This is a genomic window from Glaciihabitans sp. UYNi722 (assembly GCF_040549465.1).
In the GTDB taxonomy this organism is placed as follows: Bacteria; Actinomycetota; Actinomycetes; order Actinomycetales; family Microbacteriaceae; genus Lacisediminihabitans.
The window spans coordinates 34,162-56,426 of record NZ_JBEPTL010000022.1 but is presented as its reverse complement, the minus strand read 5'-3'; the positions used below and the strand labels follow the sequence as shown (position 1 = coordinate 56,426).

Below are 22,265 nucleotides of genomic sequence, written 5' to 3'. Positions count from 1 at the left end.
GTGTTCTAGACAAACCCCATTTTCCCTGATCCGACAGGCATTCTCGGTTTAACGCGCCGCCCCCAACCCAACCCGATCGGTGGATCGAGGCTAAGGCCCGGCCGCGCAAGTCGCCGATCGCCGGTTGACGCGCTCCTCCTGCCTCGCGAACTCCACCCGAGCGACACCTCCGAGCCGCTCGATGACACCCGCGCCCGAACGTTCGGGCGCGGGTGTCACTTTTGGGCGCAGAGTTGGAGGGAGAGGCTGCCGGGTACGGTAAACCGCGAGCTCTGGTCCAACTACCCGAGAAGCGCCAGCTGCCGCCGCGCCTCATCGATCGTCTCGAGCACCGCGATCGAGGTGTCGAGCGGATGCAGCGGAGACTCAGTCAGACCGTCTGCGACGTGCTGCGCCGCCGCCGTGGCCTGCCACACCAGCCCATCGCGCCAGCGCAGCGAAGTCGGATCGTCCCAGCGCAGAGGATCGTCGGTGCCGTCGCGGTAGACGGTGAATCCCCCGGGGGCGACGAAGGGGGCGTCGACGTCGAGGCTCGCGAGAGAACCGCTCACGGTCGCTCGCACCGGGGTTGAGACGATCATGCTCGCACTCAGTTGGGCTTCCGCGCTCTCGGTGCTGAACAAAATGGCGGCCTGGCCGTCCACCCCGGTCGAGGTGATCGATCCGCTCGCCACCACTCGGCTGGGGCGTCCGAGCACGAAGTGCGCGAACCAGATCGGATACACGCCGAGGTCGAGTAGCGCCCCGCCACCGAGGGCCGGATCGAACGCCCGACTCGCGGGGTCGAAGTCGAAGATCGAGCCATAGTCCGCCGCGACGAGCGCGACATCGCCGAGAATCCCATCGGCAATCAGCGCCGCGATCACGGTCGTCTGTGGCAGAAAACGCGCCCACATCGCTTCCATGGCGAACACACCGGCAGACCGCGCCGCATTCGCGATTTCCCCCGCCTCAGCGGCGGTCAAGGCGATCGGCTTCTCCACCAGAACGTGCTTACCAGCCGCGATCGCAAGCAGTGCGAGCGCACGGTGCTCGCTGTGTGGAGCGGCCACATAGACGATGTCGATGTCGGGATCCGCGACCAGCTGCTCGTAGCTGTCGTACACGCGCTCGATGCCGAATCGAGCACCGAAGGCGGCCGCGCGCTCGAAGGAGCGCGACGCGACTGCGTGCATCCGCTGGTCGGAGTTCTGGTGCAGTGTCTGGACGAAGTCGGCCGCGATGCGACCGGGAGCGAGCACTCCCCAACGAAGCGTCAGTCCACCCCTCAGAGGGGTTGCGGTCGATGCGGGAAAGAAATTCATTGCGGTGCCCCCCGGGCCGATCGGCGTATGTTGTCGACCATACTCGTCGCGGTGAGAGCTGAAGTCACCACAGCGACCAGGACCACGGTCATCGGTACCCCGTCGGCCCGAGCTCCGGAGGCAGAAGCAGCACGATCGCCGCAGAAAGCGGGTAGCGGCCGTACCCACATCCGACGAAGACCTGTCCCCTTTTCATAACTCCTGCACTCTGCAGCCGGTGGCGAAAAGTCACCCGGTAGCGCGGGCCCGAGACCGTGGCCACCTCCACAGTGCAGGAGTTATGCAACCGACGAGGTCGTGATGGACGATTCCCCAGGCGTCGAGGTTCCGGGGGGTCTACGCGCGCAGTTCCCGGAGCACGGCCTCCAGCTGGTCCACGGCGAAGTCGATGTCCTCCGCCGAGATCACGATCGGCGGAGCGAAGCGGATAGTGGACCCGTGCGTGTCTTTCGCGAGCACTCCGCGCGACATCAGCAGTTCACACACCCCGCGACCGCTCGCCAACGCCGGGTCGATATCGATGCCGGCCCAAAGCCCGGCCGATCGCACCGCCACCACACCACACCCGACCAACCGCTCGAGTCCGGTCGTGAGACGCTCACCCATCACGCGGGAGCGCTGCTGATACTCCCCCGTCTCGAGCAGCGAGATCACTGCGCGACCGACCGCCGCCGCAAGCGGATTGCCGCCGAACGTGGAACCGTGCTCCCCGGAGTGCAGCACCCCGACCACATCCACATTCCCGACCACGGCCGAGACGGGTACGATCCCGCCACCGAGCGCCTTGCCGAGCAGGTAGAGGTCGGGTACCACCCCGACGTTGTCGCACTGGAAGGTGGCGCCGGTGCGTCCGAGGCCGGACTGGATCTCGTCCGCAATGAAGAGCACATTGTTGCGCGTCGTGATCTCACGAACGGCCGGCAGGTAGGCGGCCGGAGGCACGATGATGCCCGCCTCGCCCTGAATCGGTTCGAGCAGCACGGCGACAGTGTTTTCGTCGATGGCCGCCTCGATCGCGGCAGCGTCACCGTAGGGCACGGAACGGAACCCCGGGGTGAACGGACCGAAGTCGGTGGTTGCGGTCGGGTCATCCGAGAAGCTGACGATCGTGGTGGTGCGCCCATGAAAGTTGCCGTCGGCCACGATGATGTTGGCCAGGTTCGCGGCGACACCCTTGACCCGGTAACCCCAGGCGCGGGCGAGCTTGATGCCCGACTCCACAGCCTCGGCGCCGGTATTCATCGGAATCACCATGTCCTTGCCGGCCAGCCTGGCGAGAGCGGTGACAAAAGGCCCGAGCTGGTCGTTGTGAAAGGCTCGGCTGGTGAGCGTCACCCTGTCGAGCTGCTTCTTCGCGGCATCCACCAGCAGCGGATGCCCGTGCCCGAAGTTCACCGCAGAGTACGCCGCGAGGCAGTCGAGATACCGTCGCCCGTCGACATCGGTGACCCATGCGCCCTCCGCCGAAGCCACGACGACCGGCAGCGGACTGTACGTGTGAGCGATGTGCTCGTTCTCGAGATTAATTGCCTGGCCAGCTACGCCGCTGATTGTGTTGGTGGTTGCGGAGGCGTCACCGGCCTCTGGTGTGGTCGGGCCTCTCTGGGCGGAGGTCGGCGACGCCTCCGCGGCCGCCCCCCGAACAACGCTCATCGGCGGAGTTCCAGCGTGCAGCATTTGACGCCGCCGCCGCCGAGCAGGAGTTCGCTGAGGTCGACGCCGATGGGATTGTAGCCGCGCTCGCGCAGTTGGCGCTCGAAATCTTTGGCGCGCGAGGCGATCACGACGTTGTACCCGTCGCTGAAGGAGTTGAGGCCGAGGACGGCCGCGTCTTCCTCGTTCACGAGCAGGGCATCCGGAAACCGCTCGCGCAGGATGGCGAGGCCGGTCTCGTTGAAGGCTGAGGGCAGGTAGGCGATGTTTGGGCCAGAACCGTCGGGCGCAGTGAATCCGGGGGCTGGATCGAGCACGGCGATGGCCGTGTCGAGGTGATAGAAGCTCGGGTTGCCGAGTTCGAGGGTGACGACCTCGCGGCCGTAGATGCGGGCGAGTTCTTCGTGACTGTTGGTTGCGCTGCGGAATCCGGTGCCGGCGAGGATGATGTCGCCGACGAGCAGGAAGTCGCCTTCGCCCTCGTTGATGTTCTCCGGAACCCGCACATCGAAGTCGTTGGCGGCGAACCAGTCCATGTATGCGGGGCCTTCTGGCTGGCGTTCCGCGTAGGTGAAGCTCGCACCGTAGGCGATGTTATCGATCACGAAACCGCCATTGGCCGCGTAGACCATGTCGGGCAGGCCGTCGACCGGGTCGATGAGGTGCACGTCGAAGCCGAGGTCGAGGTAGGTCTGGTAGAGGGTCTCCCACTGGCGCACCGCGAGCGAGGTGTCGGTGGGGGCCTCCGGATGCATCCACGGGTTGATCCGATAGCTGACGGTGAAAAAGTCGGGGCGGCACATCAGGATGGTGCGCTTGCTCGGTGTGCGCACGATGCTGGTCGCTGGCGCAGGAAGTGTGGTCGACACGTGGCTCCTTCTGGAAGTCTGGTGTGGGGGTCATTCCAGTGTCACACGCACGCATCGGATATTTTGGAGCGTAGGGTGCATAAAATCTCCATACTTGCTCAGACGGGCACAAGAAAACACCGTACAGTGGTGCGATGGACAGCCTCGATTACGGCATCATCGACCTTCTCCGCCAGAACGCCCGCGCCGGTTACGGCGATATCGGCGAGGTCATCGGTCTGTCGGCCTCCGCAGTTAAACGCCGCGTGGACCGTCTCGTCGCCGACAAGGTGATCCGTGGTTTCACCATCCAGGTCGACCCGGCCGTCGACGGGCTCGCCACCGAGGCCTATGTTGAGCTTTTCTGCCGTGGCACGGTGGCACCGGAGGAGCTGCGTCGCATCCTCTCCGGGGTCCCTGAGGTGGTGGATGCCGGCACAGTCACGGGCAGCGCGGACGCCATCGTCCATATGCGCTCGCGTGACATCCCCTCGCTCGAGCTGGCCCTCGAGCGCGTGCGCGTCGCTCCCAACGTGGACCACACTCGCAGCGCCATCGTGCTGTCGAAGCTGATCCACCGGGCGAGGGAGTCCTGAGTTCCGACCGTCGTCGAGGAGGTTGCACGAACTCGCCGAGCTAGGAGGCGACGTCAAGCTCCTCGCGGAGGTGACGAAGACCGTCGTGAACTCGCGACTTGACGGTGCCGATTGGCACGTGGAGCATCTCCGCCATCTGACTGTGGCTATAGCCGCGGTAGAATGACAGCACAACCGCCTGGCGCTGCACCTCGGAGAGCACCTCGAGCGCGGTGTTCACCCTGTCACTCTCGATCTGCAACTCGACCGTCTCGGGAATCGAGTCGAGCTCCGGCGCGTAGTCGCGCATCCCGACCTTTAGGTCCCTGTCGCGCTCGGCCTGAGCTGAGCGCACCCGGTCCACGGCGCGGGCGTGCGCTCTGGCGAGGATCCAGCCGGCGGCACCGCCCTTGCTCACGTCGTATCGTGCGGCGTTCTGCCAGGTCTCGAGGAAGACATCCTGCATAACCTCTTCTGACATCGCCTGGTCACGCAGCACGGAGACGATCCGGCGCAAGACCCGGGGAGCGAGTTCGTCGAAGAGTTCAGCGAAAGCGGCCTGGTCACCCTCGGCGACACGCTCGAGCAGCGTGTCCGCCTGGGTGTAATCGTCGTGCGTTCGCTTCATCGGGATTCGCCCTCCGGTGGGTCGACATTTATTACTCGCGGGTATCGAGAAAGAGTGGGCACGTTAAGCGAGAGCGCCGACCACGGTGGTTATGACGCGAAGTTCACGAATTTTGTAAAGATTCCCTGTCAGGCAATAGTTGTGTAGTGCTACGTCGCCCAGTCCGGGGAGGGAATCCATGCCGCTGTCAATCGACCACGAATCCTCGGTGCCGCCCTACGAACAGCTTCGGGTGCAGCTACTCGAACAGGTGCGGTCCGGGATGCTCGCGGCCGGCGCGAAACTGCCGACGGTGCGCGGGTTGGCCGAAGAGCTCGGCCTCGCCGCCAACACCGTTGCGCGCTGCTATCGAGAACTCGAACGGGATCACGTGATCGAAACCCGCGGGAGGAACGGCTCCTACATCAGCGAGTATGGCGACGCCGCCCAGCGTGAGGCGCAACGTGCAGCCCACGACTACGCCGAGCAGACTCGCCAGCTGGGCGTCTCCGCGTCGGACGCACTCGCGCTGGTCGAGGCGGCGCTGCGCAGTTAGCGGCGGCGAGCCACCGATGCGATGACCAGGTCGGCGGCGGACCGGGTATCGGCGACCACTCGAGCATTGTGTTCGTCGGACCCCGTGGCCATCCGCGTGGCCTGCTCGAGCGATTTGCCGGAAAGCACATGTCTGGCGATCAAGCGTTCCAAGCGGGTGGCGTGATCCGTCTCGACGAACCAGGTCTCGTCGAGACAGGCGCGCACCTCATTCCACGGCGTCTCGTCGGAGAGGAGGTAGTTCCCCTCCGTGATGACAATCGGCAGACTGCGAGGAACGGCTATCGCGCCCGCCATCGGTTCTTCGAGGGCGCGCTCGAAGGCGGGTGCGTAGATCACGTCCTCGGTGTCGATCCTGAGCCGCTTGAGCATGGACAGATAGCCTCCGACATCGAAGGTGTCCATGGCGCCGCGGCGTTCCAGATATTCGGGGCCCGGTAGCGCTGCGGAGGCGATGTGGAAGCCGTCCATTGGAACGACGGCAGCGACATCCTCACCGAGAGCCGTAGCCAGGTCATTGGCGAGCGTGGACTTGCCTGCACCCGGTGCGCCGACGATCCCCAGCATCACTCGCCCCGAGCGATCTCGCAGCGCTGACAGCCGCTCGACGAGCAATGGCATGGCGGATGCCGCGTCGATCCGTTCCTGTCGCCGGCCCGCGTCATCCGCTGATCCGTTGTCGTCCGTAGTCACGCCGTCACTTGTCACTTTCGGTGGTCTGTCGGCCCCGCACCCACCGAAAGTGACAAGCCACGGCGCGGGGTTGGAACACCAGCGTGACCTCAGTGGCCCTCGTGGTCGGAGTCAACGCCGGCCGCAGGGCCCTTGTCGAGCGCCGCGATCGAGTCGATGTCAGCGGTGGTCAGCTCGAAGTCGAAGACGTCCAGGTTCTCGCGAATACGCTCCGGGTTCGCCGACTTGGGGATCGCCACCAGGGACTGCTGCACATGCCAGCGCAGCACGATCTGGGCCGCCGTCCTGTCGGCGCGCTCTGCGATCGCTGCGATCGCGGGTGCGACGAGCAGGTCGTTGCCCGCGCCGATCGGACTCCACGACTCTGTCACGATCCGGTGCTCATCGTTCACCTGGCGCTCGGCCAGCCGAGGCGTATACGGGCTGAGCTGCACCTGATTGACCGCGGGCGGCACATCCGTCTCCGCGACGAGCTTCGCGATATGGGCGGGCTTGAAATTGGAGACACCGATGGCCTTCGCCTTTCCCGCCGCCAACAGCTTTTCGAACGTACGCCAGGTCGATACGAATTCCCCGCGTGCGGGCAGCGGCCAGTGGATGAGCAGCAGGTCCACGTAGTCGAGGCCGAGTCGCTCGAGGGATGCGTCCAGTCCCGCGACCGCACGATCGTCGCCCTGGAACTCGCCGTCGAGCTTGGTTGTGACGAAGAGTTCTTCACGAGCGAGACCGCTGTCCCGGATGCCGACACCCACGCCCGTCTCGTTGCCGTACTTCGCCGCCGTGTCGATGTGCCGATAGCCAGCCTCGACCGCCGTGACGATCACCGGTGCGACCTGTTCGTCGTTCAGCGGCCAGGTTCCGAGGCCGATCTGTGGAATGGAGGTTCCGTTGTTGAGCGGGAGTGAGGGGATCATGGATGCTCCTTTAGAGAACGACTGCGGTGGACGGGTCGGGGTTGCCGAAACGGTGGGCAGTGATGCTGATCGCCTGCTCGTGCAGGAACGGCAAGAGTTCGATGCGACCGGCTGTGGTGACCTGGCCGGCGTAGATCGCGACATCCGGATCCCCCTCGAGCACCAGCGAGAGGGCGGCCCGGTCACCGCCGATCAGGCGGATGCGACTCGAGCTGCCCTTGCCGATGCGGGCCTCGCCGGACTGCAGCCTGGCGTGCCAGCGGGCATCCGTCTCCACGATCACTTCGCGCACGGCCACCGTCGGGTGCCCACTGCCGAAGAGACGGATGAGGCCACTAGCCACCGGAACAGCTGAGCTGATGGCGATGGGAGCGCCGGCCCTCGTCGCAGCCGCGACCACGCGCACCAGTTGCGCGGGAGACGCGCCCTCGGCCAGCCGAATGGTCACCGGCACCGGCCGGTAACGGAACACGTTGCGTTCGACGAGAAGGTTCGAGATGTCACGGGCAACGCCGAACTCCTCGTCCCAGGCCTGCTGGTCGCTCACCGCGCCGGACCGAACGCGGTCGAACTCGAGAAACTCCATGCCGGGCTGGGCCGCCTCGATGAACCCGGTGACCCTGGGGCTCAGTCCGCGCAGAACGACCGATTTGCCAGGCTCGGAGAACACCGGCTGCCAGTCGCCCAGAGTGGCGAGGTAGTTCGGTCCACCCGCTTTGGCGCTCGCCCCGACGGTCGACCGCTTCCAGCCGCCGAAGGGTTGGCGGCGCACGATAGCCCCGGTGATACCGCGGTTGACGTAGAGGTTGCCGGCCTGCACGGTGGCGATCCAGGTGGCGATCTCATCGGCATCCAGCGAATGGATGCCTGCCGTGAGTCCGTAGGCCGGAGCGTTCTGCAGCTCGATGGCCGCCTCGAGGGTGTCGGCGTGCATGATGCCAAGCACGGGGCCGAAGTATTCGGTGAGGTGGAACTCCGACCCGGCCGTGACGCCGTCACGCACGCCGGGTGACCAGAGGCGGTTGCTCTCGTCGAGCGACTTCGGCTTGGCCAGCCAGGTCTCGCCGACATCCAGTGTCGTGAGAGCCTTCTCCAGCTTTCCGCCCGCCGGTTCGATGATCGGGCCCATGACCGTGGTCGGATCCTGCGGGTAGCCGACGCGCAGGGTCGAGACGGAGTCGAGCAGCTGGCGGCGGAACCGTTCCGATTTGCCGACCGATCCAACCAGGATCACCAGGCTCGCGGCAGAGCACTTTTGGCCGGCGTGACCGAAGGCGCTCTTGACCACATCCGCAACAGCCAGGTCGAGGTCGGCGCTGGGAGTGACGACGATGGCGTTCTTGCCACTGGTCTCGGCGAGCAGTGGCAGATCGGCGCGCCAGGAACGGAACAGCTTTGCCGTCTCCCACGCACCGGTGAGGATGACCCTGTCGACAGCAGGATCGGAGATCAGCTGCCGACCGAGATCACCCTCGTCAATGTCGGCGAGGGTCAGCACGCTGCGCGGAACCCCTCCGGCCCAGAGCGCCTCGACCAGAACGGCAGCCGTGCGGCGTGCCTGGGGCGCAGGCTTGATGATGACGCCGGAGCCTGCGGCGAGCGCGGACAGCACAGAGCCTGCCGGGATTGCGACTGGGAAGTTCCACGGCGGCGTGACCACGATGAGCTTCGATGGCACGAACTCCGCATGCTCGACACGGTCGAGCGCGCGGGCCTGCTCGGCATAGTAGTGCGCGAAGTCGATGGCCTCGCTCACCTCGACGTCGCCCTCGGAGATCGTCTTGCCGGTCTCACTCGCCATGACCTCGATGAGTTCTGCGCGCGCCGCCGCCAGCGCATCGCCGGCGCTGTGCAGCACGGTCGCCCTGGTATCCGAGCGTCGCTGACCCCACTCCGCGCCGGCCGCTGCCGTGCTGGCGATCGCTCGCTGCAGGGTCTCGAGGTCGGTGATCTTCGCGGCGGCGATGCCGTCGATCCCGAGTCGTGACGACGGAACACGAGAAAGGATGCCGCGACCCCAGCCGCGATTGGCTGCGATGGCCGGGTCGGTGTCGGGTTCGTTGAGGAACTCGCGCGGGGCTGTGTCGACAGGTGGCAGGGGAAGCGGAACCGTACGATCCTGCAGCCGATGAGATGCCGGCACTCCGTCGCCCAGCCGAGCCACGGAGCTGAGGAAGCGGTCGGCCTCCCTCTGGAACACCGCGTCGTCATCCGCCAGCTCGAAGACGCCGGACATGAAGTTCTCGCTCGACGCGTTCTCCTCCAACCGACGGATGAGGTACGAGATCGCGGAATCGAACTCACCCGGCTGCACCACTGGTGTGTAAAGCAGCAGGCCACCGACGTCGCGCTTGACGGCATCCGCCTGTCCGGTGGCCATGCCGAGCAGCATCTCGAAATCGACGCGGGCGTCGACCCTGCGCTGTGTGGCGAGCAGCCAGGCGTAGGCCACGTCGAAGAGGTTGTGGCCGGCCACCCCGATCCGTACGGCGTCGGTGTGCTCCGGTGTGAATGCCCAGTGCAGCAGACGCTTGTAGTTCGTGTCGGTGTGCTCCTTCACCGAGTAGGTGGCCAGCGGCCAGCCGTGGATGGTCGCGTCGACGTTCTCCATGGCCAGGTTCGCGCCCTTGACCACGCGAACCTTGATGCCCGCACCGCCAGCCGCGCGACGCTGGGTCGCCCAGTTGGTGAGCCCCTGCAGCGCTCGCAGCGCATCCGGCAGGTAGGACTGCAGCACCATCCCGGCCTCGAGGTTCTTGAGCCGTGGCTGCTCGAGGATGCGAGTGAACACCGCGATGGTCAGATCGAGGTCGCGGAACTCCTCCATGTCGAGATTGATGAACTTGCGGGTGGCGGATACCGCGGCGAGTTCGTAGAGCGGCGTCAACCGCCGCACTACCCGCTCGACGGTCTCGTCGTAGGACCACATCGACAGCTGACTGGACACCGACGACACCTTGACGGACACGTAGTCCACGTCGTCGCGCTCAAGCAACTCGCGGGTGCCCGCGAGACGGCGGTCGGCTTCATCGTCGCCGAGCACGGCTTCACCCAACAGATTGAGGTTGAGGCGGATGCCGGCACTGCGCAGCTTTCCCATGCTCCTGTCGAGGTGCTTGGGGGTCGCGTCGAGGATGAGGTGCCCGACCATTCCGCGCAGCACACGACGAGCGATCGGCACGATCGGCCACGGAATGAGCGGCGCGAACCCTCCGCCGAGCTGAATGGCGATGCGCATATACCAGGGCAGGAAGGACGGGATGGCCCGCGAGAGCTTCTCCAGGTTACGGCCGGCGACCCTGAGATCCTCCGGGCGTACCACGCTGTCGACGAAGCCAATGGTGAAATCGAGTCCTCGTGGGTCCTTGAGTACGCCGGCGAGGCGCGCAGCAGACCTGTCGGGCGTGACATCGGCACTCTCGGTGAGCCAGCGACGGACCGTGAGAACGGCCTCGTCGGCGAGCGAATCGGGGCTCGCGGACGATTCGGGAACGGACTGCGGCATGTAACGAGACTACTTGCGCCCGCTGTGTCGTGTACCCCGTCACAGAGCGAGCTGTAGATCCACACTCTTCTACGCTGAACACATGACTTCACGCCCCGACAAACACGATCCGGCCAGCCTCTCCCTTCTCAGCCAGGCCGTTCACGCGGGCAACGAGATCGACGCGGGCTCCGGAGCGATCCGCACGCCGATCGTGATGGCGAACTCCTACGCCCTGCCCGACGACCCGTCCGGCGTCAGCTGGTCGGGTACCGACATCCCGCTCTACACCCGCAACTCCGGCACGAACCAGCTCGGACTGCAGCAGAAGCTGGCACTTCTCGAGGGCGGCGAAGATGCGGTGGTGCTGGCTTCCGGCGTCGCCGCGCTGCATGCGGTGTTCTTCACACAGCTGCGCAGCGGCGACCACGTGGTGGTCGGCGACGTGACCTACGAGGCGACATTCCGGCTGTTCACGGAGCTGTTCCCCGAGAAGTACGGCATCACGGCCACCTTCATCGATGCGACGGACCTCGACGCGGTGGCCGCCGCCCTCCGCCCCGCCACGCGACTCGTGCACATCGAGGCGATCGCCAACCCCACAACCAAGGTCACGGATGTCGCGGCCATCGCCCGCATCGCGCACGAGGCAGGCGCGCTCCTCTCGGTGGACTCGACCTTCAGCCCGCCGCCGCTCTACCGCCCGCTCGCCGACGGAGCCGACCTCGTCGTGCACTCCCTCACCAAGTACATCAACGGACACGGCGATGCGATGGGCGGCGCGGTGATCGGTTCACGTGAACTCGTACAGCGCATCAAATCCGACGCCATGGTGGATGTCGGCGGAGTGATCTCCCCGTTCAACGCCTGGCTCATTATGCGCGGCTCGGTCACCCTGCCGCTGCGACTCCGGCAGCACCTTGAGTCGGCGGCGCGGGTCGCCGAGTTTTTGGAGGCCGACCCGCGGGTCGCCTACGTCGCCTACCCTGGGCTCGCGTCGCATCCGCAGCACGAACTGGCGACCAGGCAGTTCGGCGGGCGCGGCTACGGCGCGATGATGGCTTTCGCGGTCGACGGCGACTCGGATGCCCAGAACCGTTTCGTCTCGAACCTGCGCGTGATCACGTCGGCAGTTTCGCTCGGCCACGACGAGTCGCTCATCGTGCACGTCGGAACCGATGGCCCCCGTGTCGCGGCCTACCCCGAGCCGTTCCGCAGGCTTGGGCACCTCCGGTTCTCGATCGGCCTGGAGGAGGCGGACGACCTGATCGCCGACCTCGCGGCGGCTCTCGACGCCACGTTCGGCTGAGAAGGTCCAGCCGAAGCCGGCACGTTCACCCGAGGTCTGCACGTCGCCCGAGCCGGCAGGCACCGGTCTGCACGCCGCCCAAGCCGGCAGGCCGCCCGAGGTCTGCACGCCGCCCGACAGGATGCCGCGACTCACACTCGGTGAGTCGTCCTGTTGGGCGGCTCACCAGCACTGATGGTCCTGTTGGCGGGCGGCCCTGTTTGGCCGGACCCTGGTATTCTCGAAGTCGGTCATAGTTGATGACGTGTCATCAACTCGTTAGAATGAAGCATGGCTGAACAGTCCGCGCTCACCGAATCCGAACTTGAGGTGTGGCGCACCTTCTACTCGATGCGGCGCAATCTCGATCGCGCGCTCGACCTGCAGCTCCAGCGCGACTCGCAGGTGTCAGCATCGGAGTACGAGGTGCTGCTCTCGATGAACGAGTCGCCAGGGCGTCAGATGCGCGTCAAAGACATCGCCGGTGCCATCGGCTGGGAGAAGAGCCGGGTCTCTCACCTGGTCACCCGCATGGAGAAACGCGGTCTACTCTCCCGCGCAGAGTGTGAAATGGACGCCAGGGGCTCGTGGATCGGGCTGACCATAGAGGGGCGCCGCGCAGTTCTCGGAGCGATGCGCGGTCACGCGGCCGCCATCCGTCGCTACTTCTTCGACGTGCTCGACGATGACGAAGCCGAGCGGCTGAAGAACCTGTCGACGCGGGTGGTCGGGGCGATCGGCTGCGCGGCCGACGAAGACGCGCCGGCCGACGAAGCTGCCGCGGCAGCCCTCTCCGAGCCAGCAGCCCTCTCCGAGACGGTAGCCCCCCCAGCCGAGCAGACAGCGTGACCCGACAGGACGTCGTCATCGTCGGCGGCGGCCACAACGGCCTCGTCGCGGCTGCCTACCTCGCACAGTCCGGCAGGACGGTAACAGTGATCGAGCGGCTCGACCAGCTCGGCGGCGCCGCCGTCTCCGCACAGGCCTTCCAGGGTGTGGATGCCAGGCTGTCGCGATACTCCTACCTGGTGAGCCTGCTACCGGCCCGCATCATCCGTGAACTACGGCTCGACATCAGGCTTGAGCGGCGGCGGTATTCGTCTTACACGCCGGACGGCCACTCGGGTCGCGGGCTGCTCGTCGACAACGCAGACGCCGAGGGCACCGCCGCATCCTTCGCATCGATCGGTGCCGACGCGTCGACCTGGCACCGTTTCTACGGCCAGACCGCGAAGCTGGCCCGGTCAGTCTTTCCCACCGTCTGCGACCCGCTGCTCACCCGGTCGGAGGCGAGGCGCCTCCTCGCCGACGACACGCTCTGGCACCAGATGGTCGAGCGGCCTATCGGCGAGGTCATCGAGAACACCTTCCACAACGACCTGGTACGCGGCGTCGTGGCGACGGATGCCCTGATCGGCACCTTCGCGTCAACTCACGATGAGACGCTGGCCGCCAACCGCTGCTTCCTCTACCACGTGATCGGCGGAGGTACAGGGGACTGGGACGTTCCGGTGGGCGGCATGGGCGCGGTCACCAGCCAGCTGGCGGGAGCCGCACGTGCGGCCGGAGCGACCATGCTGACCAGCGCGGAGGTGACCTCGATCACACCGGATGGCGAGGTGCGCTACCTGCGTGACGGGCGGGAGTCCGTCATCGGAGCGGGCACGGTTCTCGCCAACGTCGCACCGCACGCCCTCTTCCGGCTGCTCAGGGAGGCAGGCCCCGCGCGACCGGAGGGCTCGCAGGTAAAGGTCAACCTGCTGCTCAGACGGCTTCCTCGGCTTCTCGACGACAGGGTAGATCCCGCTGCGGCCTTCGGCGGCACCTTTCACATCAACGAGGGGTACACGCAGCTCGAAGCGGCCTTCCAGGCGGCGAGCGCAGGGCAGCTGCCGAATCCGCTGCCCGCGGAGATCTACTGCCACACGCTCAGCGACCCCAGCATCCTCTCGCCGGAGCTCGCGGCCAGCGGCGCACACACCATTACCGTCTTCGGACTACACACGCCCGACCGGCTGCTGTCGTCCGCGAACAACGACGCGATGCGCGACCGGATGACCCGCTCCGTGCTCGATACGCTCAACTCGGTGCTGGCCGAACCAATCGAAGACCTGCTGATGACGGATGCCACGGGCGCGCCGTGCATCGAAACGAAGACCACTCTCGACCTGGAGGCCGCCCTCGGCATGCCCGGCGGCAACATCTTCCACGGCCCGCTCGACTGGCCATTCGTGGAGGACGACACGGCTCTCGCGACCGCCGCAGAGCGATGGGGCGTCGCGACCAGCCACGACCGCATCCTGCTCTGCGGCGCAGGAGCCAGACGCGGCGGCGCCGTGAGTGGCCTCGGCGGCCACAATGCGGCTATGGCCGTGCTGGAGGGTGCGCTCTAGTTCAGCGCCTTGGCCCTTGCTCCTTGCCTTGGCCCTTGCTCCTGCTCCTTGCTCCTGCTCAGCGCAGCGTTTCGCTGACCGGCGTCGTCGCACGCCCGATCAACCGCGACAGGTCGCCACTCGCGTCAGCGAGAGCGCCAACGGCGATCGCGCCGTCGATGGCCGCCACGAAACCGGCGATGTCGGCCGGGAGCCCGGTCGCCGCCAGGCTCGCCTCGTAGTCTTCGACGCTCAGGTTGCGATACTCCACCGGGCGTCCGGTGATCTCCGAGACGATCGTCGCGAGCTCGGGAAAACTCCAGGCCGTGTCGCCGGCCAGCTCGTAAACGGTGTTGTCGTGTCCAGTGCCGGTGAGCACCGCGGCGGCGGCCTCGGCGAAGTCCCGCCGCGAGGCGCTGGCGACCCGGCCATCGCCAGCCGCACCCTCGATGACACCGGTCTCGCGAGCTTTCTCCACGGTGGCTCGATAGCCCTCGCTGTACCAGTTGTTGCGCAGCAGGCTGAAGTGCAGGCCGGATGCGCGGATCAGCGCCTCGGTGGCGCGGTGCTCAGGGACGACTGGCAACGGGCTGTCGTCGGCATGGGAGGCACTCGTGTAGGCAAGGAACCCGACACCCGCATCCACGGCGGCCGTGCTGCGTCAGACGGTTGCCGACCTCGGGGCCGGACACCAGCAGGAGCCGGTCGACACCACCGAGTGCCGTACGGAGAGCCGCGGCATCCTCGTAGTCGGCCTGGCGTACCGTCACTCCGCGTTCGGCGAAGTCGGTAGCCTTCTGCGGATCGCGAACGATGGCGACGAGACTCTCGGCCGGTTGGGTCTTGAGTAGCTGCTCGATGACGAGACGGCCGAGTTGTCCGGTGGCAGCGGTGACGCCAATAGTCATGATTCTCCTGTGGTGGTGAGCGCGGGTCAGTCCGTAGCAGTAACTGGCGCGACGCCCATGACATTCCGCGCAACCTCGTCCACGACCTCGAAGGAGTCGCGAAGCACCTCGTCGAACGGCACGTCTGCCCGCACCACGCTCCAGCGGCGCGCAGCCGTGGAGATTGCGATCATGACCATCCCCGCCAGCGTCTCCGCCCTGTCTTCGCCAGGCAGGCGCAGGCGGATGACCTCCACGAGTTCGCGCGTTAACTCGACCTGGTTGTCGCGGCGGCTGGCTATCAGCGCAGGATTATCAGCGAGCAGCATGACCCTGTCGCGCCATTCTGAGCCGCGCTCCTGGCTAGTGCGCACCAGGTGCAGCAGAAGGCGCTTGAGATCGGCGTAGACGTCGCCATGCGAGCTGACGAAGTCTTCGACGAACTGGCCCTCCAGCGAAAGGCTGAGGCCGGCGATGAGGGCCGACTCTTCGAACGGAAATAGTTGAAGAAGGTGCGATGCGAGAAACCTGCGACGGCGCAAATGTCGTCGATGGTCGCGCCGTCGATGCCACGCTCGCTCACCAGTTTGAGCGCTGCGCTCTCCAGGGCCTCCCGGGTGGCCTCGCGTTTACGCTCACGCAAAGAGAGGGAGGTCAGGTCGCCACTCGTCGTCATCGTCTGGGACACGGGACTCCTCCTTCCGTTCTTCTCATGTTCCTCCAGAATACCTTCCGCCTGTCGGTGGCCAGCTGTAGCCTGCGGGAATGAAGGCGCCGCTCCCCTTAGAAGATCTCCGTGCGATCGTCGCCGGACCAGTACTCGGCACATCAGACGGTGGTTTCGCCGAAGAGGTCTCAGCGTTCAACCGCGCCTTCATCCGCACTCCGGACGTCGCGGTCGGCGCCACCAGCGAGGCCGACGTCGTCGAGGCGGTGCGCTTCGCCGCCGCCCACAACCTGCGCGTGCGCATGCAGGCCACAGGACACGGTGCGGAATCCGCTATCACCGACGGCCTGCTGATCACCACGCAGCGGCTCTATGCCCTCTCCGTTGATGGGGGCAGCCGTATCGCCCGCATCGGCGCCGGTGTGCGCTGGGGGTCGGTGTTGACCGCCGCAGAGCCGCTCGGGCTCACGGCCATCACCGGGGCATCCGGCAATGTTGGCGCCATCGGCTACACCCTCGGCGGTGGAGTCGGGCCCCTCTCCCGCAGCCACGGTGTCAGCTCGGACTACGCCCGCGGTTTCCGGCTGGTGACGGCTGACGGCTCGATCGTGACCGCGGACGCGGAGGAGAACAGCGACCTCTTCTGGGCGTTGCGCGGAGGCAAGGGCGGCTTCGGCGTCGTCACCGAGATGCAGTTCGAACTCGTTCCGCTCACTGCGCTCTATGCGGGATCGATCTTTTTCGACACCCCGCACATCGAGACGGTGCTGCGGTCATGGATCGACTGGAGCGCGAGCGCCGATGCCACAGTCACCACGTCGTTCGCGATCATGCGCCTGCCCGACTTCGACGCAATTCCGCAACCCCTACGCGGGCGCACGGTGCTCAACCTGCGCTTCGCCTACCCCGGTGGTGAAACCGAAGGCAAGCGTCTCGCCACACCGCTGCGCGAACTCGCGCCGGCGATCATCGACACAATCGGTGTGCTGCCCGCCTCCCAGGTGGGAACCATCCACAACGACCTGACCGAACCCGGTCCCGGCTGGGTCACCGGCGGCCTGCTCAACGATCTGGACCAGGACTTCGCCACAGAACTGCTCGCTACCGTTGGTCCCGACCAGCAGGTGCCGTTCATCGTCGTGGAGATCCGGCAGCTCGGAGGCCGTACTTTCGTCGATGTGCCTGAGGGTTCTGCGGTCGGTGGTCGGGCATCCGGATACACGCTGTCGCTTGTCGGAGTGCCGAATCCCGACCTCTTCGCCCAGGTTCTGCCGGCGGTCGCCAACCAGGTCATGAGTGCGATAGCACCGTGGATCTCGCCGGAGACCACCATCAATTTCGCCGGAGACGGCAGTGATGCCGAGCAGTTCGGTAAGGCATGGCCATCGGCGATCAGCGAGCGGCTGTCCAGCCTCAGGATGCAGTGGGATCCGACCGGTCTCTTTGCCTACGGTCCTCCGGCTGGCTAGGCTCATACCCGTCAGCACACAAGGATGGGAGCGTCGCCATGGCCGGTTTCGACCAGTTTGCCAACCAGGGCGGTCCCGAGGCCGAGAATCCGGAAGAGGCTGCGGCCGCCAAGGCGAAGGCAGATGAACTGCTGAAGTCGGCGGGCGAAGCGGATTCGGCGGACTTCGGCGGTGGCCCGCTCGGCTCGCACGCCGAGCCAGAGGCTGACGCCGAACCCGACGACCCGGAGTCGCAGGAGTAAGCACCAGCTCCAGCGCACGCTAGCTGCTGCGACGCTCCGGTATCCCTGTACGCGGCGCGAAGCTCGTGACTTGGCAGCAACCGTGGGCTGGCGACACCCAGACCACGTTTAGTGCCAAGTGGCGCGGAGTCGCGGGGCTATGCGCACGCTAGCGGCTGCGGTGCTCCGGTATCGCCATACGCGGCCCGAACCTCGGCTTGACGAATCCGCTCGACTCGATGATCCGCATCACCCGCTGGCGGTTGCCCGGCCATGGTGACAGCAGTTCGAGCATGCCGTCGTCGTCGACCGGCTTGCCGATGAGAGCCCATCCGACCACCGCCGGCAGGTGATAGTCGCCGACGCTCACCGCGTCTGCGTCGCCGTGGGAGCGCTGGCTGGTCTCGGCGGCGGTCCATACACCGACGCCCGGCACGCTGCGGAGCCTGGCAAGCACATCCACGCCCCCTCGGCCGAGTGCGAGCGTGCGCTCGAGACCGGTGGCGACGGATGCCGCGGCGATCACCGTGCGCGAACGCTTCGAGTCCACTCCCGCCCTGTGCCACTCCCACGATGGGATCATGCGCCAGGCGTAGGGCGACGGGAATACCCGCATCCCAGCCGGCGCGGGACCGGGGGCTGGCTGGCCGTGCTTGCGGATCAGCGTGCTCCAGGCCAGTCGCGCTTCCTTGCCGGTGACCTTTTGTTCGAGGATCGCGGCGACCATCATCTCGAACACCCGGCCCGTACGCAGCAGGCGCATCCCGAAGGTGCGGCGATGCGCATCGTGCAGGAACACGTTGGTCGACACATCGAAGTCGCCCGATTCGTCACTCTGCCCGAGCAGCTCGGGAACGCTCGCGATCGCCCACTCGGCGCCGACGCCCCAGGCCACAGCGTCGATCAGCGCTCCGCGCTGTGACAGGTGCAGGGTGGCGCCGCCCTCAGGGGTCGGCATGGTGAGCCAGACGCCGTTGGGATACCACTGCATCGTCGGATCCTGCTTGCCACGACTCAGGGGGCGCAGCGTGAGCGTGAGGTCGAGCGGTGCGGCCGGGGCGTAGGTGGTGCGGAGCGGCTCCGCATCCGTCGCCAGAGCCAGTCCCATGCACAGCAGACTACGTCGGCGCGGTGACAGTCGCCCGAACCGGTGGAAGCGCAACGACCCACCTCGAGCCCTGCGCGCAGCCGCCGCGAAGGCTCGTCGATTTAGAATCGATCAGTGGCCGTGCCGAAGATCCTGCTGTTCTACCAGTTCACGCCGCTCGCCGACCCCGAGGCGATACGGCTCTGGCAGCGCGACCTGTGCGAGTCGCTCGGCCTCGGCGGCCGCATTCTGATCTCCCCGGACGGCATCAACGGAACCGTCGGCGGCGAGCTCACGAACGTCAAGCGCTATCTGCGCAAGACACGCGAGTATGCACCGTTCTCTGAGATGGACGCCAAATGGAGCGAGGGCAACGGCGACGATTTTCCCCGCCTCAGCGTGCGCGTGCGCGACGAGATCGTGAGTTTCGGGGCACCCGGCGAGTTGAAGGTCAACGAGAACGGCGTCGTCGGTGGCGGAACGAAACTCAGCCCAGAACAACTGCACGAACTCGTCGAACGCGAAGACGTGGTCTTCTTCGACGGCCGCAACTCCTTCGAGGCCGAGATCGGCAGGTTCACGGATGCGGTGGTGCCACAGGTCAGCAACACCCGCGAATTCGTGGCCGAGCTCGACAGCGGCAGATACGACCACCTCAAAGACAAGCCGGTCGTCACCTACTGCACCGGCGGGATCCGCTGCGAGGTGCTCAGCTCGCTCATGATCAACCGCGGCTTCGAGAAGGTCTACCAGCTCGACGGCGGCATCGCCCGCTACGGCGAGACCTACGGCGACAACGGGCTCTGGCAGGGCTCGCTCTACGTCTTCGACAATCGGATGTCCATGGACTTCAGCGATAAGGCCACTGTCATCGGGCGCTGCTACCGCTGCGATTCCCCCACGAACCACATGCAGAACTGCAGCGATCTCGGCTGCCGGGTGCAGCTGGTGGTGTGCGAAGAGCATGCGTCGACCACGGCCTGTGCCGAGCATCCGCTGGGAGTGGTGTCCGATCGAGCATGACCGGCGTACTGTGCCGCGCATGAACACAACTGACGAAGAACGCACCAAAGTCGCCGAGCTCGTGAAGGCCGCCCATATCGCACTGGTCACCACAGTGAACGAAGGCGGACAACTCGTAAGCCGTCCGCTCGCCGTGCAGGAGATCGAATTCGATGGCGACCTGTGGTTTTTCACCCAGGATCCATCGCCCAAGACCACGGAGATCCTCGCCAACCCGGAGGTGAACGTGGCTATGGAGTCCGGAAAGGGCTACCTCTCGATCGCCGGAACCGCGACTGTGGAACACGATAGCGCGAAGGTGGAAGAGCTCTGGACGAAGAGCGTCGAGGCCTGGTTTCCCGAGGGCAAGACGGATCCGACCATCGCCCTCATCAAGGTGCACGCCGACACCGCCGAGTACTGGACGACGGACGACCCGAAACCCGTGATCCTCTTCAAAATCGCCAAAGCGGCCGTCACCGGAGGCCAGCCGGACATCGGAGAGAACAGAACGATCGACCTCTAGCGGTCGCCGGTGATCATTCCGGGGTGAAACCTACGGAATGATGTATTCATGAGCATCGGAATCCTCACCAGTGGCGGCGACTGTCCCGGCCTGAACGCCGTCATCCGTGGCGCTGTCCTCAAAGGCACCCAGATCTACAACCAGGAGTTCGTCGGGTTCAAAGACGGCTGGCGAGGCGTCATCGAAGGCAACGTGGTACCGCTGGAGCGCAAAGACATCCAGGGCATCGCCAAGCAGGGCGGCACCATCCTGGGAACCTCACGCACCAACCCCTTCGAGGCAGACGGTGGCGCCGACCGGGTCAAAGAGAACATGGAACGTCTCGGCGTCGACTCCCTCATCGCGATCGGTGGCGAAGGAACCCTGGCCGCCGCCAAGCGACTGACGGATGCCGGCATCAAGATCGTCGGCGTGCCCAAGACCGTCGACAACGATCTCTCCGCCACCGACTACACCTTCGGCTTCGATACCGCCGTGCAGATCGCCACCGACGCGATGGACCGTCTCCGCACCACCGGCGACTCGCATGGACGCTGCATGGTCGCCGAGGTCATGGGCCGCCACGTCGGCTGGATCGCCCTGCATTCGGGGATGGCAGCCGGTGCACACGCCATCCTTATCCCCGAGCAGAAGACCAGCATGGACCAGATCGCCGCCTGGGTGCAGTCGGTCGTCGACCGCGGTCGCGCACCGCTGCTCGTCGTCGCCGAGGGTTTCCACCTCGACACCATGGACGATGCCCACTCCGAGCGCGGACTCGACGCCTTCGGCCGTCCACGATTGGGCGGCATCGGCGAGCTGATCGCGCCGGAGATCGAGGCCCGCGTCGGAATCGAGACTCGCGCGACCACCCTCGGCCACATCCAGCGCGGTGGAACACCCACCGCCTACGACCGCGTGCTCGCCACCCGCTACGGTATGGCCGCCGTCGACTCCGTCGTGCACAACCGCTGGGGCCGCATGGTCTCGCTCAGCGGAACCACGATCACCCACGTGGCCTTCGAAGACGCACTCGGCAAGCTCAACACCGTGCCGCAGTCACGCTACGACGAGGCCGCGATCCTCTTCGGCTGAACCCGGTTGCACGCACGGAAGCCGCGAGTAGCGTTGGCACCATGTTTCGAGCCCTTCAGATAACGGATGCCACGGCCACTCTTCGCGACGATGTGACGGATGACGAACTCGGTGACGGCGACGTCACCATCGATGTCGAGTACTCCAGTCTCAATTTCAAGGATGGTCTCGCCCTCGCAGGCCGCCCGGGGGTCGCCAAGATCAGCCCGCTGATACCGGGCATCGACCTCGTGGGCACTGTCGCGGCATCCGAAAGTCCGGACTGGGCGGTCGGCGATCACGTGCTGGTCAACGGCTGGGGTATCGGAGAGACTCACAACGGCGGCCTGGGCGAACGTGCGCGGGTGAAGGGCGAGTGGCTGGTGCCGCTCCCCGAGGCGATCAGCGCCAAGCGTGCAGCTGCCATCGGCACGGCAGGGTTCACCGCGATGCTCGCTGTGCTCGCGCTCGAGAAGGGCGGAGCTACGGATGGCGACCTGCTGGTCACCGGAGCCGCAGGTGGCGTCGGATCGGTTGCGATCGCACTGCTGGCGAAACTCGGACACCGCGTCGTGGCATCCACCGGTCGCGAGAAAGAGGCCGATTACCTGCGCTCCCTCGGCGCCGCCGAGATCATCGGCCGGATCGGGGAGCCGGGCAAACCCCTGCAGAGCCAGCGCTGGGCCGGGGCCGTCGACTCGGCAGGCGGGCCCACCCTCGCCAATGTGCTGGCCCAGACCCGGTACGGCGGCACGGTGGCCAGCTGTGGTCTCGCGCAGAGCGCCGATCTGCCGACAACGGTGATGCCATTCATTCTGCGCGCGGTCACTCTCGCCGGGATCAACTCCGTCTTCGCGCCGACACCGCTGCGCGAGGAGGCGTGGGACCGCCTGGCGACCGACCTCGACCTCGACCTGCTGGATTCGATGACCTCCACCATCGACCTCGCGGATGCGATCGGACGGGCTGACGTGATTCTCGCCGGTGGCGTGCGCGGACGCACTGTCGTCGACGTCCACGCCTGAGCAGGCACCTTTCTGCGCCACTGTTTTCTGCCACA

22 protein-coding genes and 1 pseudogene are annotated in these 22,265 nt (G+C 66.2%); 11 read left to right on the top strand and 12 right to left on the bottom strand.

Going from position 1 to position 22,265, the window contains the following annotated elements; genetic code table 11:
• Positions 1–281: 281 nt before the first annotated feature.
• From ABIB56_RS14870 to ddaH, 3 genes are all read right to left on the bottom strand, one after another.
• Positions 282–1,304 (bottom strand): Gfo/Idh/MocA family protein, encoded by a 1,023-nt coding sequence (locus ABIB56_RS14870; protein ID WP_354570009.1) that lies wholly within the window; start codon positions 1,302–1,304, stop codon positions 282–284.
• A 336-nt stretch (positions 1,305–1,640) separates the two neighbouring features.
• Entirely contained in the window at positions 1,641–2,957 is a 1,317-nt protein-coding gene (gene rocD / locus ABIB56_RS14865; RefSeq protein ID WP_354570008.1) for an ornithine--oxo-acid transaminase, read from the bottom strand.
• Positions 2,954–3,826, bottom strand: coding sequence for a dimethylargininase (gene ddaH, locus ABIB56_RS14860; protein ID WP_354570007.1), 873 nt, complete (start codon positions 3,824–3,826; stop codon positions 2,954–2,956). The genes rocD and ddaH overlap by 4 nt, the downstream gene beginning before the upstream one ends.
• Before the next feature lie 134 nt (positions 3,827–3,960).
• Here ddaH and ABIB56_RS14855 point away from each other — a divergent pair, with 134 nt between their 5' ends.
• A complete protein-coding gene (locus tag ABIB56_RS14855; RefSeq protein WP_354570006.1) occupies positions 3,961–4,401 on the top strand; it encodes an Lrp/AsnC family transcriptional regulator in 441 nt (146 codons plus the stop codon).
• A gap of 40 nt (positions 4,402–4,441) precedes the next feature.
• Here ABIB56_RS14855 and ABIB56_RS14850 read toward each other — a convergent pair whose 3' ends face one another.
• A complete protein-coding gene (locus ABIB56_RS14850) occupies positions 4,442–5,008 on the bottom strand; it encodes a sigma-70 family RNA polymerase sigma factor (RefSeq protein WP_354570005.1) in 567 nt (188 codons plus the stop codon).
• 178 nt (positions 5,009–5,186) lie between these two features.
• Between ABIB56_RS14850 and ABIB56_RS14845 the strand changes: the two genes are divergently transcribed.
• Complete coding sequence (locus ABIB56_RS14845; protein ID WP_354570004.1) at positions 5,187–5,543, top strand: GntR family transcriptional regulator; 357 nt, start codon at positions 5,187–5,189, stop codon at positions 5,541–5,543.
• Here ABIB56_RS14845 and ABIB56_RS14840 read toward each other — a convergent pair.
• From ABIB56_RS14840 to ABIB56_RS14830, 3 genes are all read right to left on the bottom strand, one after another.
• A complete protein-coding gene (locus tag ABIB56_RS14840) occupies positions 5,540–6,250 on the bottom strand; it encodes a nucleoside/nucleotide kinase family protein (RefSeq protein WP_354570003.1) in 711 nt (236 codons plus the stop codon). The genes ABIB56_RS14845 and ABIB56_RS14840 overlap by 4 nt on opposite strands.
• A gap of 74 nt (positions 6,251–6,324) precedes the next feature.
• Positions 6,325–7,149: an aldo/keto reductase gene (locus ABIB56_RS14835; RefSeq protein ID WP_354570002.1), complete on the bottom strand. Its 825-nt coding sequence runs from the start codon at positions 7,147–7,149 to the stop codon at positions 6,325–6,327.
• A gap of 10 nt (positions 7,150–7,159) precedes the next feature.
• Positions 7,160–10,654, bottom strand: a complete 3,495-nt coding sequence (locus tag ABIB56_RS14830) for a bifunctional proline dehydrogenase/L-glutamate gamma-semialdehyde dehydrogenase (protein ID WP_354570001.1) — start codon at positions 10,652–10,654, stop codon at positions 7,160–7,162.
• Positions 10,655–10,736: 82 nt separating this feature from the next.
• Here ABIB56_RS14830 and ABIB56_RS14825 point away from each other — a divergent pair, with 82 nt between their 5' ends.
• The 3 genes from ABIB56_RS14825 to ABIB56_RS14815 all read left to right on the top strand — a co-directional run bounded on the left by ABIB56_RS14825 (position 10,737) and on the right by ABIB56_RS14815 (position 14,314).
• Positions 10,737–11,942: a trans-sulfuration enzyme family protein gene (locus tag ABIB56_RS14825; RefSeq protein ID WP_354570000.1), complete on the top strand. Its 1,206-nt coding sequence runs from the start codon at positions 10,737–10,739 to the stop codon at positions 11,940–11,942.
• 270 nt (positions 11,943–12,212) lie between these two features.
• Positions 12,213–12,770 carry a MarR family winged helix-turn-helix transcriptional regulator gene (locus ABIB56_RS14820; RefSeq protein ID WP_354569999.1) on the top strand — a complete coding sequence of 186 codons (558 nt, stop codon included), beginning with the start codon at positions 12,213–12,215 and terminating at the stop codon, positions 12,768–12,770.
• Entirely contained in the window at positions 12,767–14,314 is a 1,548-nt protein-coding gene (locus ABIB56_RS14815; RefSeq protein WP_354569998.1) for a phytoene desaturase family protein, read from the top strand. The genes ABIB56_RS14820 and ABIB56_RS14815 overlap by 4 nt, the downstream gene beginning before the upstream one ends.
• Before the next feature lie 58 nt (positions 14,315–14,372).
• On the opposite strand, the gene ABIB56_RS14810 is transcribed toward ABIB56_RS14815, so the two are convergent.
• From ABIB56_RS14810 to ABIB56_RS14795, 4 genes and pseudogenes are all read right to left on the bottom strand, one after another.
• The gene (locus ABIB56_RS14810) at positions 14,373–14,879 is read right to left on the bottom strand and encodes a Rossmann-fold NAD(P)-binding domain-containing protein (protein ID WP_354569997.1); all 507 of its coding nucleotides are present in this window, start codon (positions 14,877–14,879) and stop codon (positions 14,373–14,375) included.
• Positions 14,863–15,201, bottom strand: a complete 339-nt coding sequence (locus ABIB56_RS14805) for an NAD(P)H-binding protein (protein ID WP_354569996.1) — start codon at positions 15,199–15,201, stop codon at positions 14,863–14,865. The genes ABIB56_RS14810 and ABIB56_RS14805 overlap by 17 nt, the downstream gene beginning before the upstream one ends.
• A 26-nt stretch (positions 15,202–15,227) precedes the next feature.
• Positions 15,228–15,722 (bottom strand): acyl-CoA-like ligand-binding transcription factor, encoded by a 495-nt coding sequence (locus ABIB56_RS14800; RefSeq protein WP_354569995.1) that lies wholly within the window; start codon positions 15,720–15,722, stop codon positions 15,228–15,230.
• Positions 15,722–15,856, bottom strand: a pseudogene (locus ABIB56_RS14795) (TetR family transcriptional regulator); the annotation flags it as partial. The pseudogene ABIB56_RS14795 and the gene ABIB56_RS14800, both read right to left, overlap by 1 nt.
• Positions 15,857–15,945: 89 nt before the next feature.
• Between ABIB56_RS14795 and ABIB56_RS14790 the strand changes: the two are divergent.
• Together ABIB56_RS14790 and ABIB56_RS14785 are read left to right on the top strand one after the other, a co-directional pair.
• A complete protein-coding gene (locus tag ABIB56_RS14790; protein WP_354569994.1) occupies positions 15,946–17,316 on the top strand; it encodes an FAD-binding oxidoreductase in 1,371 nt (456 codons plus the stop codon).
• 38 nt (positions 17,317–17,354) lie between these two features.
• Positions 17,355–17,558 (top strand): hypothetical protein, encoded by a 204-nt coding sequence (locus tag ABIB56_RS14785; protein WP_354569993.1) that lies wholly within the window; start codon positions 17,355–17,357, stop codon positions 17,556–17,558.
• A 148-nt stretch (positions 17,559–17,706) separates the two neighbouring features.
• Here the strand turns inward: ABIB56_RS14785 and ABIB56_RS14780 are convergent, their stop codons facing one another.
• On the bottom strand, positions 17,707–18,645 hold the full coding sequence (locus tag ABIB56_RS14780) for a DNA-3-methyladenine glycosylase family protein (protein WP_354569992.1): 939 nt from the start codon (positions 18,643–18,645) through the stop codon (positions 17,707–17,709).
• 114 nt (positions 18,646–18,759) lie between these two features.
• Here ABIB56_RS14780 and trhO point away from each other — a divergent pair, with 114 nt between their 5' ends.
• Genes trhO through ABIB56_RS14760 form a run of 4 tightly spaced genes read left to right on the top strand, consistent with a single transcriptional unit; the run spans position 18,760 to position 22,230 of the window.
• Positions 18,760–19,647 carry an oxygen-dependent tRNA uridine(34) hydroxylase TrhO gene (trhO, locus tag ABIB56_RS14775; RefSeq protein WP_354569991.1) on the top strand — a complete coding sequence of 296 codons (888 nt, stop codon included), beginning with the start codon at positions 18,760–18,762 and terminating at the stop codon, positions 19,645–19,647.
• Positions 19,648–19,666: 19 nt separating this feature from the next.
• Positions 19,667–20,152 (top strand): pyridoxamine 5'-phosphate oxidase family protein, encoded by a 486-nt coding sequence (locus tag ABIB56_RS14770; RefSeq protein WP_354569990.1) that lies wholly within the window; start codon positions 19,667–19,669, stop codon positions 20,150–20,152.
• A 48-nt stretch (positions 20,153–20,200) separates the two neighbouring features.
• Positions 20,201–21,226, top strand: a complete 1,026-nt coding sequence (locus tag ABIB56_RS14765) for a 6-phosphofructokinase (protein WP_354569989.1) — start codon at positions 20,201–20,203, stop codon at positions 21,224–21,226.
• Between the two features lie 41 nt (positions 21,227–21,267).
• Entirely contained in the window at positions 21,268–22,230 is a 963-nt protein-coding gene (locus tag ABIB56_RS14760; RefSeq protein ID WP_354569988.1) for an MDR family oxidoreductase, read from the top strand.
• Positions 22,231–22,265: the final 35 nt, after the last annotated feature.